This window comes from Streptococcus oralis, from assembly GCF_026782375.1.
GTDB classification, from domain to species: Bacteria; Bacillota; Bacilli; order Lactobacillales; family Streptococcaceae; genus Streptococcus; species Streptococcus oralis_CL.
The window spans coordinates 487,247-501,521 of sequence record NZ_JAKUWJ010000001.1; the positions used below are offsets into that span (position 1 = coordinate 487,247).

Here is a 14,275-nt window from a genome sequence, read left to right on the forward strand (position 1 = left end):
GACAGAGCAATCAAACATTACAAGGGAGAAAGTATGACCATAGAATGGGAAGAATTTTTAGATCCTTACATTCAGGCTGTTGGTGAATTGAAGATCAAACTTCGGGGGATTCGCAAACAGTATCGAAAGCAAAACAAGCATTCTCCGATTGAGTTTGTAACGGGTCGTGTCAAACCGATTGAAAGTATTAAAGAAAAAATGGCTCGTCGAGGAATTACTTATGCAAGTCTAGAACATGATCTGCAAGATATTGCTGGTTTACGTGTCATGGTTCAGTTTGTTGATGACGTTAAAGAGGTAGTTGAGATTCTACGTAAACGCCAAGATATGAGAGTCGTTCAGGAACGAGACTATATCACTCATCGTAAGGCTTCAGGTTATCGTTCTTATCACGTGGTTGTCGAGTACACGGTTGATACGATCAACGGAGCTAAGACGATTTTGGCGGAAATTCAAATACGGACGTTAGCCATGAATTTCTGGGCTACGATTGAACACTCACTTAATTATAAATACCAGGGCGATTTTCCAGAAGAAATCAGGAAAAGGCTGGAAATCACAGCCAAAATTGCTCATCAGCTAGATGAAGAAATGGGTAAGATTCGAGATGACATTCAGGAAGCGCAGGCACTCTTTGATCCATTGAGCAGAAAATTAAATGACGGTGTAGGAAATAGTGACGATACAGATGAAGAATACAGGTAAACGAGTTGACCTCATAGCAAATAGAAAACCGCAGAGTCAGAAAGTTTTACATAAACTGAGGGAAAAACTCAAAAAACAGCATTTTATAATTAATGATACAAATCCCGATATCGTTATTTCGATTGGTGGAGATGGGATGCTTTTGTCCGCTTTCCACAAGTATGAGAATCAGTTAGACAAGGTTCGATTTGTAGGTGTTCATACAGGGCATTTGGGATTCTACACAGACTATCGTGATTTTGAGTTGGATCAGTTGGTGACCAATCTCCTACTCGATACTGGTGCCAAAGTTTCTTATCCAGTCTTGAATGTTAAGGTAACGCTTGAAAATGGAGAAGTGAAAATCTTCCGAGCCTTAAATGAAGCGAGTATCCGTCGATCAGACCGCACCATGGTGGCGGATATCATCATTAACCATGTTCCATTCGAGCGCTTTCGTGGAGATGGTGTGACTGTCTCAACGCCGACGGGAAGTACTGCCTACAACAAGTCCTTGGGTGGAGCTGTCTTGCATCCGACCATTGAAGCCTTGCAGTTGACGGAGATAGCGAGTCTTAACAACCGAGTCTATCGCACTCTGGGATCATCAATCATTATTCCCAAAAAGGATAAGATTGAACTCTTACCGACACGCAATGATTACCACACGATATCAGTCGATAACAGCGTCTATTCATTCCGTAATATCGAACGGATTGAGTATCAAATCGACCATCATAAAATTCACTTCGTAGCGACACCAAGCCACACTAGTTTCTGGAATCGTGTCAAAGATGCCTTCATCGGCGAGGTGGATGAATGAGGTTCGAATTTACCACAGATGAGCATGTCAAAGTCAAAACTTTCCTCAAGAAACATGAGGTTTCCAAGGGACTTTTGGCTAAGATTAAGTTTCGAGGTGGGGCTATTCTGGTCAATGACCAACCTCAAAATGCGACTTATCTCTTAGATATTGGAGACAGGGTGACTATTGATATCCCTTCAGAGGAAGGGTTTGAGAGTCTTGAAGCAATTGAGCGTCCACTGGATATTATCTATGAGGATGACCATTTTCTGGTTTTGAATAAGCCTTATGGAGTAGCTTCCATCCCCAGTGTTAATCATTCCAATACAATTGCCAATTTTATCAAGGGCTACTATGTTAAGCAAGAATATGAAAACCAGCAAGTTCACATCGTGACTAGGCTTGATAGAGATACATCTGGTTTGATGCTCTTTGCCAAGCACGGCTACGCTCATGCACGTTTAGACAAGCAACTACAACGAAAGTCTATCGAAAAACGTTACTTTGCTTTAGTTAAAGGAGCTGGTGTCTTGGAGCCAGAGGGGGAGATTATCGCACCAATTGCGCGTGATGTGGACTCTATTATCACAAGACGGGTTGCCAAAGGTGGGAAATACGCTCATACGTCTTACAAAGTTGTAGCGTCCTATGGAAATATTCACCTAGTCGATATTCGCCTGCATACTGGACGAACTCATCAGATCCGAGTGCATTTTTCTCACATCGGTTTTCCCTTGTTGGGAGACGATCTCTATGGAGACAGCCTAGATGATGGGATTCAACGACAGGCCTTGCATTGCCATTTCTTATCATTTTATCATCCCTTCTTGGAGCGTCAGCTAGAGCTGGAAAGCTCCTTGCCGGATGATTTCAGCAATCTTATTACTCAGTTATCAACTAATACTCTTTAAAATCTATTTTGAGTATAATTTAATTTCTTAAAGGAGAAAACTCATGGAAGTTTTTGAAAATCTCAAAGCCAACCTAGTTGGCAAAAATGCTCGTATTGTTCTCCCTGAAGGGGAAGAGCCACGTATTCTTCAAGCGACAAAACGCTTGGTAAAAGAAACAGAAGTAATCCCTGTTTTGCTTGGAAACCCTGAAAAAATTAAAATTTATCTCGAAATCGAAGGGATCATGGATGGTTATGAAGTCATTGACCCTCAACACTATCCTCGATTTGAAGAAATGGTTGCTGCTTTAGTAGAGCGTCGTAAGGGCAAAATGACTGAAGAAGAAGCGCGCAAAGTTTTGGTTGAAGATGTCAACTACTTTGGTGTGATGTTGGTATACTTGGGCTTGGTTGATGGAATGGTATCTGGTGCGATTCATTCAACTGCCTCAACAGTTCGCCCAGCCCTACAAATCATTAAAACTCGTCCAAACGTAACTCGTACTTCAGGTGCCTTCCTCATGGTACGCGGTACGGAACGTTACCTATTTGGAGACTGTGCCATTAACATCAATCCAGATGCAGAAGCCTTGGCTGAAATTGCCATCAACTCAGCAATCACAGCTAAGATGTTTGGTATTGAACCTAAAATTGCTATGCTAAGCTATTCTACTAAAGGTTCAGGCTTTGGTGAAAGTGTCGATAAGGTCGTAGAAGCAACTAAAATTGCTCACGACTTGCGTCCTGACCTTGAGATTGATGGTGAGTTGCAATTTGATGCTGCCTTTGTTCCTGAAACTGCAGCTCTTAAAGCTCCAGGAAGTACGGTAGCTGGTCAAGCGAATGTCTTTATCTTCCCAGGTATCGAAGCCGGAAATATCGGTTACAAGATGGCTGAGCGCCTTGGTGGTTTTGCGGCTGTCGGACCTGTTTTGCAAGGCTTGAACAAACCTGTTAACGACCTTTCTCGTGGATGTAATGCAGATGATGTTTACAAGTTGACCCTTATCACAGCAGCCCAAGCAGTTCATCAATAAGATTTAGTCCTCTTTCCCATGGGAAGAGGCTTTTTAGTACTGAGAAAAGGACAGTTAGAAGCTTCTATGTTATACTAGATATATGTTAGATTTGAAAGAATACGATATCGTCATGTGGCCAGAGGAGAAGATCATTTCTTTCCGTGAGAAACTCCTTAATTGGTATGATGAAAACAAGCGAGAACTACCTTGGCGGAGAAGTAAAAATCCTTATCACATCTGGGTATCTGAAATCATGCTGCAGCAGACCAGGGTGGATACAGTTATTCCATACTACGAACGATTCTTGGACTGGTTTCCAACTATTGAAAGTCTGGCGAATGCCCCTGAAGAGCGTCTGCTGAAGGCTTGGGAGGGTTTGGGCTATTATTCCCGCGTACGCAATATGCAGTCGGCGGCTCAGCAGATTATGACAGACTTTGAAGGCAAATTTCCAAACACTTACGAAGGAATTTCTAGCTTGAAAGGGATTGGCCCCTATACTGCGGGAGCAATTTCCAGTATCGCTTTTAATCTACCCGAGCCAGCAGTTGATGGCAATGTCATGCGAGTTTTATCTCGCTTGTTTGAGGTCAATCATGATATCGGAGTTCCTAGTAATCGAAAGATTTTCCAAGCTATGATGGAAATCTTAATTGATCCGAAACGGCCGGGAGATTTTAATCAAGCTTTGATGGACTTGGGCTCTGATATTGAGTCTCCAGTTAATCCTCGACCTGAAGAAAGCCCTGTTAGAGACTTTAGCGCAGCCTATCAGAAGGGAACCATGGATCGATATCCGATTAAAGAACCTAAGAAAAAGCCTCTTCCAATTTATCTCAAGGCTTTGGTTGTGCGCAATGATAGAGGTCAATATTTACTAGAGAAAAACGAAAGCGAAAAACTGCTAGCTGGATTTTGGCATTTCCCCTTGATTGAAGTCGAAGAATTTTCTAGAGAAGATGATCAGCTAGATCTTTTTTCTCAAGTCAAAGAGGAAAGCAGAGCATTTGGGCCAAGCCCTCAAGAAAACTTTGAGCAAGATTATGATTTAGAAGTGAATTGGTCCCATCAAGTATTTGACCAGGTCAAGCATGTCTTTAGTCATCGTAAATGGCATATTCAAATCCTATCAGGTCAGGTGACAGGATCAAAACAGTTCTCCGACAGAGAAATTCGCTGGCTCTCTCCTCAAGAGTTTGCTGACTACCCCCTCGCTAAACCTCAACAAAAAATTTGGCAGGCTTATAAAACAGCTCTTGGAGATGGGGACTGGAATTAGCCATTTGTGTCTTCTTTCCATTTTTTTGTTATAATAGATAGAGAAAAAGGTGATAAAATGAAAAAAATATTAATTGTAGATGATGAGAAACCAATCTCAGATATTATTAAGTTCAATATGACCAAAGAAGGCTACGAAGTTGTCACAGCCTTCAATGGTCGTGAGGCAATCGAGCTATTTGAAGCAGAGCAACCCGACATTATTATCCTAGACTTGATGTTACCTGAAATTGATGGTTTAGAAGTTGCTAAAGCTATTCGTAAGACTAGTAGTGTTCCTATTATTATGCTCTCAGCTAAGGATAGCGAGTTTGACAAGGTTATCGGTTTGGAACTGGGTGCAGATGATTATGTCACAAAACCCTTCTCAAATCGTGAGTTGCAGGCGCGTGTCAAGGCTTTACTTCGTCGTACAGACCTGGTTTCAGTTGATAGCCAAGAGTCTGATGAGAAAAAATCCCAGCCACTTCAGATTGGTGATTTGGAAATTGTTCCAGACGCTTACGTGGCCAAAAAATACGGTGAGGAATTAGATTTGACCCACCGTGAGTTTGAGCTCTTATATCACTTGGCTTCCCATATTGGACAAGTGATTACGCGTGAACACTTGCTTGAGACTGTTTGGGGTTATGATTATTTTGGTGATGTTCGTACAGTGGACGTGACCATTAGACGTTTGCGTGAAAAAATTGAAGATACTCCAAGCCGTCCAGAGTATATCCTCACCCGTCGTGGTGTTGGCTACTATATGAGAAATAATGATTGAAGATATTAGACAAACTATTCTGACCAGCGATTTTATCTTTATCCTGATTTTACTTGGCTTTATCTTGGTGGTGACCTTGCTCTTGCTGGAGAACCGTCGAGATAATATCCGTCTCAAAGAGATAAATCAAAAGGTTAAGGACTTGATTGCAGGTGATTATTCTCAAGTTTTGGACTTGCAAGGAAGTACAGAAATCACCAATATTAGCAATAACCTCAATGATTTGTCAGAAGTTATTCGTTTGACCCAAGAAAATCTGGAACAAGAGAGTAAAAGACTGCATAGTATTCTTTCTTACATGACAGATGGAGTGCTTGCGACCAATCGCCGTGGTCAGATTACCATGATTAACGACATGGCCAAGAAACAATTAGGTGTGCAGAAAGAGGATGTCCTTAACAAAAGCATTTTAGAATTGCTTAAGATAGAGGATGAGTATGAACTGCGTGACCTGATTACACAGATTCCTGAGTTGATGATTGATTCCCAAGATGTGAATGGTGAATACCTGAGTCTTCGTGTACGTTTCGCTTTGGTTCGTCGTGAGTCAGGTTTCATCTCTGGTTTGGTTGCCGTTTTACATGATACGACCGAGCAGGAGAAGGAAGAACGCGAGCGGAGACTCTTCGTTTCAAACGTGAGTCATGAGTTGAGAACTCCTTTGACCAGTGTTAAATCTTATCTTGAAGCCTTGGACGAGGGAGCCTTGTATGATCCTGTAGCCCCTGATTTTATCAAGGTTTCGCTTGATGAAACTAACCGTATGATGCGGATGGTGACGGATCTCTTGCATCTCTCTCGTATTGATAATGCGACTACTCAGTTGGATGTAGAGTTGATTAACTTTACAGCCTTTATCACCTTTATCCTTAACCGTTTTGACAAGATGAGAGGTCAGGATCAAGAGAAAAAATATGAGCTGGTTCGAGATTACCCAATCAATTCTGTTTGGATCGAGATTGATACCGATAAAATGACCCAGGTGATTGATAATATTCTCAACAATGCTATCAAGTACTCACCAGATGGTGGGAAAATCACTGTCAGCATGAAAACCACTGATGACCAGATGATTTTATCCATCAAAGACCAAGGTCTAGGTATTCCAAAACAAGATTTGCCGAAGATTTTTGACCGTTTTTACCGTGTGGATCGCGCAAGAAGTCGTGCACAAGGTGGAACTGGGTTAGGTCTAGCCATCGCCAAAGAAATCATCAAACAACACAATGGCTTTATTTGGGCCAAAAGTGAATACGGTAAGGGATCAACCTTTACCATCGTGCTCCCTTATGATAAGGATGCAGTGAAAGAAGAAATATGGGAGGACGAAATAGAAGACTAGAATGAGTGAAATAGGCTTTAAATACAGTATTTTAGCATCAGGTTCCAGTGGAAATTCCTTTTATCTGGAAACCCCAAAAAAGAAAATTTTAGTGGATGCAGGCTTGTCGGGTAAGAAAATTACCAGTCTCTTGAGTGAAATCAATCGTAAGCCTGAAGATTTGGATGCGATTTTGATTACGCATGAGCATTCAGACCATATTCATGGAGTCGGTGTCTTGGCTCGCAAATATGGTATGGACCTTTACGCCAATGAAAAAACCTGGCAGGCTATGGAAAATAGCAAGTACCTCGGTAAGGTGGATTCATCGCAGAAACACATTTTTGAAATGGGAAAAACCAAAACTTTTGGCGATATCGACATCGAGAGTTTTGGGGTTAGTCATGATGCGGCAGCGCCTCAGTTTTATCGTTTTATGAAGGATGATAAGAGTTTTGTCATGTTGACTGACACAGGTTATGTTAGTGATCGTATGGCAGGAATTGTTGAGAATGCTGACGGTTATCTCATCGAGTCCAACCACGATGTAGAAATCTTACGAGCGGGATCTTATGCTTGGAGACTCAAACAGCGAATTCTATCAGATCTCGGTCACCTTTCTAACGAAGACGGTGCTGAGGCCATGATTCGTGCCATGGGAAATCGAACAAAGAAAATCTATCTTGGCCACTTGTCCAAAGAGAACAATATCAAGGAGCTGGCTCATATGACCATGGTCAATCAGCTAGCTCAAGCCGATTTGGGAGTCGGAGTTGACTTTAAGGTTTACGACACTTCACCAGATACCGCAACACCATTGACAGATATATAAAAAGAAGGCGAGTGCCTTCTTTTCTTATGTATTTATCAGGGATTTAGTGTGGTATAATGTTTAAAAATATATAGGAGTAATATTTTGAATAAAAAATGGTTATTTAGAGATTACTATGATACAACGATTATCATTCTAGCACTGATATCGGTTGTTCTGGTTTTGTTTGGATTTGCGGAAATGATTGATTTGGACAATCCTCCCTACAGCATCATTGATTTAGTGATTTGGTTTGTTTTTGTGGTAGATTATGGTTGGCGCTTCTTTTCAAGCCAAGGAAAATTGCGATTTATCCTTGAAAATATCTTTGACTTGTTAGCTATCCTTCCTTTAAACGCTATTTTTACAGTATTTCGATTAGGGCGTATCTTCCGCTTAGCAAGACTGACAAAATTACTGAAACTCACTCGTCTTTTAAGAATCGTAGGATTGACTGGCAAGTTGGAAAAGAAGGTTAGCAAACTCTTACGGACAAATGGCTTACTGTATATTTTCTATCTCAATTCTTTTATTGTACTGGTAGGTAGTTCAATTTTATCTGTTGTTGAAGAAAAATCTTTCTCAGATAGTCTTTGGTGGGCGCTTGTAACGGTAACGACTGTTGGTTATGGGGATATTGTTCCTGAATCTATTTTTGGCAAATGGTTAGCTGTTTTACTGATGCTAGTCGGTATTGGAACAATAGGGATGTTAACAAGTGCCTTGACAAACTTTTTTGTAAAGGATAATCCAGATGAGCAGATAAAATTTGATAAACTCCAAGACGAATTAATAACTCAAAGAATATTACTAGAGAAACAATCTGAGAAGATAGAAGAACTGCATAGAATGATACAAGACTTGCTTGAAAAAAAGTAATTTAGACCATAAAAAAACCACTCGACGAGTGGTTTTTTTACAATCCAGCAAAGTCCTTGATTTCTTGTGCGGACATGGAAGAGTCGCAACGGACCTTGATTTGTCCATCTGCAATGTGGACAAAACCTGGCACGGTTGGGATTTCATAACGTGAGCGGAATTCTTGCAATTCATTGAGTTGGCTTGGTTCTTCACTGTTGATGAAGTAGATGTGAGCTTTAGTTTCAGATACGACACCTGCCAATGTGCCAGCAAATTTACGGCAGTAAGGGCAAGTTTTACGACCAATAAAGAAGGTTGCTGTTTCTTTATTATCGAGTGCTTCTTGTGCACGCGCAACTGTAGTGACTTCAAGGTCTTTAATGTTTTCTAAAAATTGTTCCATGAGATTACCTCGCTTTCATTGATAAGTCTAGTATGCCATAAAGTTTCTAAAAATGCTTAGATTTGATACGAAAAAAAGATGAGATTGGTTGGTCTCATCTTTTATAGATTTTTATTTTACAAACGCATTGATTTCTGCTTCGATGTTGGCAATCTTAGCTTGTGAATCTTCATTACTTTCACCCACAACAGCAATGTAGAACTTGATTTTTGGTTCTGTACCTGAAGGGCGAACTGCAATCCATGAACCGTCAGCAAGTGTGTATTTCAAAACATCACTTGGAGGAGTTGTCAAGTTTGTAACAGTACCGTCAGCAGCAGTAGCAGTTTGAGCCTTGAAGTCTTCTACGACAGTGATAGTTGTTGCGTTCCATTCTTTCGGAGCATTGTTACGGAATTTAGCCATAATCGATTTGATTTGTTCTGCACCATCAACACCAGAAAGGGTAACAGAGATAGTCTTTTCAGCGTAGTAGCCGTATTCTTTGTAGATTTCTTCGATACCGTCAGCAAGTGTCAAACCACGTGAACGGTAGTAGGCAGCAAGCTCAGCAACGACAAGAACGGCTTGGATGGCGTCTTTATCACGTACGAATGGTTTAATCAAGTAACCGAAGCTTTCTTCAAATCCCATCATGTAAGTGTGATTGTGTTTTTCTTCGAATTCTTGGATTTTTTCAGCGATAAATTTGAAACCAGTCAAGACGTTGAACATGGTTGCCCCGTAGCTTTCAGCAATCTTCGTTACCAAGTCAGTTGAGACTATAGATTTGCAGAGGGCTGCATTTTCAGGAAGAGTCCCAGCATTTTTGTGGGCTTCCAAGATGTATTTAGCCATGATAGCGCCGATTTGGTTACCTGAAAGGTTGAGGTAGCTACCATCTTTTTGAAGAACTTCAACACCAACACGGTCAGCGTCAGGGTCAGTTGCAACAAGAACATCAGCGCCAACTTGACGACCAAGTTCTTCAGCAAGGGCAAAGGCTGCTTGGCTTTCTGGGTTTGGAGATTTTACAGTTGAGAAGTCTGGGTCTGCAGTTGCTTGTGCTTCAACAACTTGAACAGAGTCAAATCCTGCTTGAGCAAGAGCACGACGAGCCAACATTTCACCCGTACCATGAAGTGGTGTGTAGACAATCTTCATGTCTTTACCGAATTCTTCAATCAAGGTTGGGTTGATGTTTACGTCTTTAACTTCTTTAAGGTATTCTGCATCAACAGCTTCGCCAATGACTTCAATCAAACCAGAAGCTTTTTCAGCTTCGACATCAGCAACTTCGACAGCGAATGGATTTTCGATAGCACGGATGTAAGTTGTCAAAGCATCTGCATCATGTGGAGGCATTTGCCCACCGTCTTCACCATAAACTTTGTAACCGTTAAATGGAGCAGGATTGTGACTGGCAGTAATCATGATACCTGCGAAACAGTTGAGGTGACGAACAGCGAATGAGAGTTCTGGAGTTGGACGGAGGCTTTCAAATACGTAAGATTTGATACCGTGTTTAGCAAGAACTGCTGCAGATTCAAAGGCAAACTCAGGTGAGAAGTGACGGCTATCATAGGCAATCGCCACACCACGTTCTTTTTCATTTCCACCTTTTGACTCAATCAAACGAGCCAAACCCTCAGTTGCTTGGCGAACAACGTAGATGTTGATGCGGTTTGTACCAGCACCGATCAAACCACGCATACCAGCAGTACCAAATTCAAGATTGGTATAAAAGGCATCTTCCTTTGTTTTTTCGTCCATATTTTCCAAATCTTGACGAAGGTAGTCTGGAAGATCAGCAAAATCAAGCCATTTTTGATAGTTTTCTTGGTAAGTCATTGAGCGTCTCCTTTTATTGTAAATTGTTTTAATCGGATTCATTATACCATGATTTAGGATTTTAGTAAAACGTTAGCATAGTCGCTATTACTCGTATCGAGCTTTTTTCATTCCCCTAAAAAGGATAAACAAGAGTTTAAAACCAAACGGTTTCAAATTGAATTCCTAATAAATTTAGAAAAATATATAGAAAAAGTTTTCAAAGAAAAAACGTGACTTCCTATTGATTCTCTAAGATGATGCTTCTATACTTAAAATAATTTTTTGGAAAAATTTAAGCTATTATTCTATAATTTTAAGTTTTTTTTAAAAGGTTCGGTTTCTATTTTGAATTTTATTATCGCTATGGTAGAATATAGTAAATAATAAAAGGAGATATTCTATTATGAAAAAAATTCTTAAGCATTCTGCTTTGCTGGTATCAGCTTTAGCACTTGTTGCTTGTGGATCAACAAAGAAGGCAAGCGACAACGGTACTGCCTCAAACTCCAACTTTGAAGTATCTGTTAAAGATGGTATGTTTGTATTGCCTAAAGATGAAGATTCATCTTCAAGCTACCTTGCTCTTCAAGTAGAAATCAAAAACAACCGTGATAAAAAGTTCAGTTTCACTAGCCGCGATATCACCCTTTACAATGAAAAAGATGAAAAAGTAGAACCAATTCAAATCTATGAAAGCGACAGCAAGACTAAATTCATGTCTTATGGAGATAGCATCTCTAAAGGTAAGAGTGTAGCTGGTTATGTTGTTTATGAAGTAGACAAAGATGCTAAATATGAGCTTCATTTTGCACCTAGCTTCTACGAAGACATCAAAGAAGACTCTAAAAAGAATAACGACGTAGCTATCAAAGTTGATCCAAGCAAATACGAGGATCACATTGATGAAGCTAAAGAAGTAATGAAAAAATATGTCGATGCCGTTTACCTGAATGGAGAAAGCTCTGGTGGCGGAACGAACTTAAGTACATCTGATAACAAGGCTCAAGTCGTATCTCTTGCAGATGATAAAAAATCTTCTGATGGTGATGCTGAATTTACAAACGATGTCAAGGCTGATAGAGAAGAGTTCATCAAGAAATTTGTAGAATCATTCGGAAAAGGTTTCTATAACTACAAACCTTCAGATGCCGAGCTTCGTACATTTGCTGAGGCGTATATCAAAGCAAACTCTAAACGAGCAAAAATTGATTACAAAGTTAAAACATACTTGCCAGACTACGCCGTTATCTATGTAAGACCTGAAACGATTGACTTGGATAACTTGAATGTCTATGAATTGAGCCGTAAATTCTACGACGAAAACAAAGGTAAGTACAGCAACTACTCAGAAGCTATGAAAGCTGGTGAGAAGTACATCTTAGAAAATGCTCCAAGTCAATTTGAATCAACTCCTCTAGATACTAGCAATAGTATGAGAAAAGAGGGCTATGAAATCAAAATGACGAAGAAGGATGGTAAATGGACAATCGATACCTCTTCTAAGAACTATGATTTAAAAGATATGGCTCGCACATTCCGTGGAGGCATTGGATACTAAAATAAAAAGTTCGAGTATAAACTCGAACTTTTTTCATTGCAATTGTCTAAAATTGAAAAAGATAGTAAAATAGAATCATGATTATTTTACAAGCCAATAAAATTGAACGTTCTTTTGCAGGAGAGGTTCTTTTTGATAATATCAATCTGCAAGTTGATGAACGAGACAGAATTGCCCTCGTTGGAAAAAATGGGGCAGGAAAGTCGACTCTGTTGAAGATTTTAGTTGGAGAAGAGGAGCCAACTAGAGGGGAAATCAATAAGAAAAAAGACATCTCTCTTTCCTACCTAGCCCAAGACAGTCGATTTGAGTCTGAGAATACCATTTACGACGAAATGCTCCATGTTTTTGATGATTTACGGCGTACGGAAACACAACTGCGGCAGATGGAGTTGGAGATGGGTGAGAAAACTGGAGCGGAACTAGATAAACTCATGGCAGACTACGACCGTTTGTCTGAGAATTTCCGTCAAGCTGGCGGTTTTACCTACGAAGCAGACATTCGAGCGATTTTAAATGGTTTCAAGTTTGACGAGACTATGTGGCAGATGAAAATTGCTGAGCTTTCAGGTGGTCAAAATACTCGGCTTGCTCTTGCAAAAATGCTCCTTGAAAAGCCAAATCTCTTGGTCTTGGATGAGCCAACCAACCACTTGGATATTGAAACCATTGCCTGGTTGGAGAATTACTTGGTAAATTATAGCGGTGCTCTTATTATTGTCAGTCACGACCGTTATTTCTTGGACAAGGTTGCAACAATTACACTCGATTTGACCAAGCATTCTTTGGATCGCTATGTGGGGAATTACTCTCGTTTTGTTGAACAAAAAGAGCAAAAACTAGCAACTGAGGCAAAAAACTATGAAAAGCAGCAGAAGGAAATCGCTGCTCTGGAAGACTTTGTCAATCGCAATTTAGTACGAGCTTCGACAACCAAACGTGCCCAATCGCGCCGTAAACAACTGGAAAAAATGGAGCGATTGGATAAGCCTGAATCTGGGAAGAAATCAGCCAATATGACCTTCCAGTCTGAAAAAACATCTGGTAATGTCGTCCTGACAGTTGAAAATGCAGCCATTGGTTATGATGGGGAAATTTTGTCAGAACCGATAAATCTTGACCTTCGCAAGATGAATGCTGTTGCTATCGTTGGACCAAACGGTATTGGGAAGTCAACCTTTATCAAGTCAATAGTAGACCAGATTCCTCTTATCAAAGGAGAGAAGCGTTTTGGAGCAAATGTTGAGGTTGGTTATTATGATCAGACTCAAAGCAAGCTAACACCAAGCAATAGTGTCCTAGATGAACTTTTGAATGATTTTAAACTAACACCAGAGGTTGAAATCCGTAATCGCCTAGGTGCCTTCCTCTTCTCTGGTGATGATGTTAAGAAATCAGTTGGCATGCTGTCTGGTGGTGAACGCGCTCGTTTGTTGCTTGCTAAACTGTCTATGGAAAACAATAACTTCTTGATTTTGGACGAGCCAACCAACCACTTGGATATTGATAGTAAGGAAGTGTTAGAAAATGCCCTGATTGATTTTGATGGAACCCTTCTTTTTGTCAGCCACGACCGTTACTTTATCAATCGTGTAGCCACTCATGTACTGGAATTGTCTGAGAGTGGTTCAACCCTCTACATTGGAGATTATGACTACTATGTTGAAAAGAAGGCAGAAGTAGAAGTAAGACAGAATGAGGAACCTTCTACTAGTAATCAAGCAAAAGAAGCAAGTCCTGTTAATGACTACCAAGCTCAGAAAAAAAGTCAGAAAGAAGCCCGCAAGCTCATGCGTCAAATCGAGAACTTGGAGGCAGAAATTGAAGAATTAGAAACCCAAAGTCAAGCCATTTCTGAACAAATGCTAGAAACAAATGATGCCGGAAAACTCATGGAGTTGCAGGCTGAACTGGAAAAAATCAACCATCGTCAGGAAGCGGCTATGCTTGAATGGGAAGAATTATCGGAGCAGGTGTAAGAAATTTTCTTATTTTTTGATAATCTTGTTATTTTTTCAGCCCTTCTCCATTGTGAGGAGGGCTTGGTTTGTGGTAAAATGGTTTT

The 14,275-nt window shown here is 40.4% G+C and carries 13 protein-coding genes; 11 read left to right on the plus strand and 2 right to left on the minus strand.

Going from position 1 to position 14,275, the window contains the following annotated elements:
- The first annotated feature begins 33 nt into the window (after positions 1 to 33).
- The 9 genes from MK409_RS02470 to MK409_RS02510 all read left to right on the plus strand — a co-directional run bounded on the left by MK409_RS02470 (position 34) and on the right by MK409_RS02510 (position 8,455).
- Positions 34 to 705: a GTP pyrophosphokinase gene (locus MK409_RS02470; RefSeq protein WP_216732764.1), complete on the plus strand. Its 672-nt coding sequence runs from the start codon at positions 34 to 36 to the stop codon at positions 703 to 705.
- Positions 689 to 1,507, plus strand: a complete 819-nt coding sequence (locus MK409_RS02475; RefSeq protein ID WP_070567449.1) for an NAD kinase — start codon at positions 689 to 691, stop codon at positions 1,505 to 1,507. The genes MK409_RS02470 and MK409_RS02475 overlap by 17 nt, the downstream gene beginning before the upstream one ends.
- Positions 1,504 to 2,400, plus strand: a complete 897-nt coding sequence (locus MK409_RS02480; protein ID WP_268705217.1) for an RluA family pseudouridine synthase — start codon at positions 1,504 to 1,506, stop codon at positions 2,398 to 2,400. The genes MK409_RS02475 and MK409_RS02480 overlap by 4 nt, the downstream gene beginning before the upstream one ends.
- Positions 2,401 to 2,443: 43 nt before the next feature.
- Positions 2,444 to 3,418, plus strand: a complete 975-nt coding sequence (gene pta, locus MK409_RS02485) for a phosphate acetyltransferase (RefSeq protein WP_268705218.1) — start codon at positions 2,444 to 2,446, stop codon at positions 3,416 to 3,418.
- 82 nt (positions 3,419 to 3,500) lie between these two features.
- Entirely contained in the window at positions 3,501 to 4,679 is a 1,179-nt protein-coding gene (gene mutY / locus MK409_RS02490) for an A/G-specific adenine glycosylase (RefSeq protein WP_268705219.1), read from the plus strand.
- 57 nt (positions 4,680 to 4,736) lie between these two features.
- Complete coding sequence (yycF, locus tag MK409_RS02495) at positions 4,737 to 5,444, plus strand: response regulator YycF (RefSeq protein ID WP_000722063.1); 708 nt, start codon at positions 4,737 to 4,739, stop codon at positions 5,442 to 5,444.
- On the plus strand, positions 5,437 to 6,786 hold the full coding sequence (vicK, locus tag MK409_RS02500) for a cell wall metabolism sensor histidine kinase VicK (protein WP_268705220.1): 1,350 nt from the start codon (positions 5,437 to 5,439) through the stop codon (positions 6,784 to 6,786). The genes yycF and vicK overlap by 8 nt, the downstream gene beginning before the upstream one ends.
- Before the next feature lies 1 nt (position 6,787).
- Positions 6,788 to 7,597, plus strand: a complete 810-nt coding sequence (locus MK409_RS02505; RefSeq protein WP_001289488.1) for an MBL fold metallo-hydrolase — start codon at positions 6,788 to 6,790, stop codon at positions 7,595 to 7,597.
- 84 nt (positions 7,598 to 7,681) lie between these two features.
- The gene (locus tag MK409_RS02510; RefSeq protein WP_268705221.1) at positions 7,682 to 8,455 is read left to right on the plus strand and encodes a potassium channel family protein; all 774 of its coding nucleotides are present in this window, start codon (positions 7,682 to 7,684) and stop codon (positions 8,453 to 8,455) included.
- Between the two features lie 37 nt (positions 8,456 to 8,492).
- Here the strand turns inward: MK409_RS02510 and MK409_RS02515 are convergent, their stop codons facing one another.
- Both MK409_RS02515 and MK409_RS02520 read right to left on the minus strand, forming a co-directional pair.
- Positions 8,493 to 8,840, minus strand: coding sequence for a thioredoxin (locus tag MK409_RS02515; protein ID WP_268705222.1), 348 nt, complete (start codon positions 8,838 to 8,840; stop codon positions 8,493 to 8,495).
- A gap of 111 nt (positions 8,841 to 8,951) precedes the next feature.
- Positions 8,952 to 10,670 carry a phospho-sugar mutase gene (locus MK409_RS02520; protein ID WP_268705223.1) on the minus strand — a complete coding sequence of 573 codons (1,719 nt, stop codon included), beginning with the start codon at positions 10,668 to 10,670 and terminating at the stop codon, positions 8,952 to 8,954.
- 385 nt (positions 10,671 to 11,055) lie between these two features.
- Between MK409_RS02520 and MK409_RS02525 the strand changes: the two genes are divergently transcribed.
- Entirely contained in the window at positions 11,056 to 12,210 is a 1,155-nt protein-coding gene (locus tag MK409_RS02525; RefSeq protein WP_000722101.1) for a DUF4352 domain-containing protein, read from the plus strand.
- Between the two features lie 77 nt (positions 12,211 to 12,287).
- The gene (locus MK409_RS02530; RefSeq protein ID WP_268705224.1) at positions 12,288 to 14,189 is read left to right on the plus strand and encodes an ABC-F family ATP-binding cassette domain-containing protein; all 1,902 of its coding nucleotides are present in this window, start codon (positions 12,288 to 12,290) and stop codon (positions 14,187 to 14,189) included.
- Positions 14,190 to 14,275: the final 86 nt, after the last annotated feature.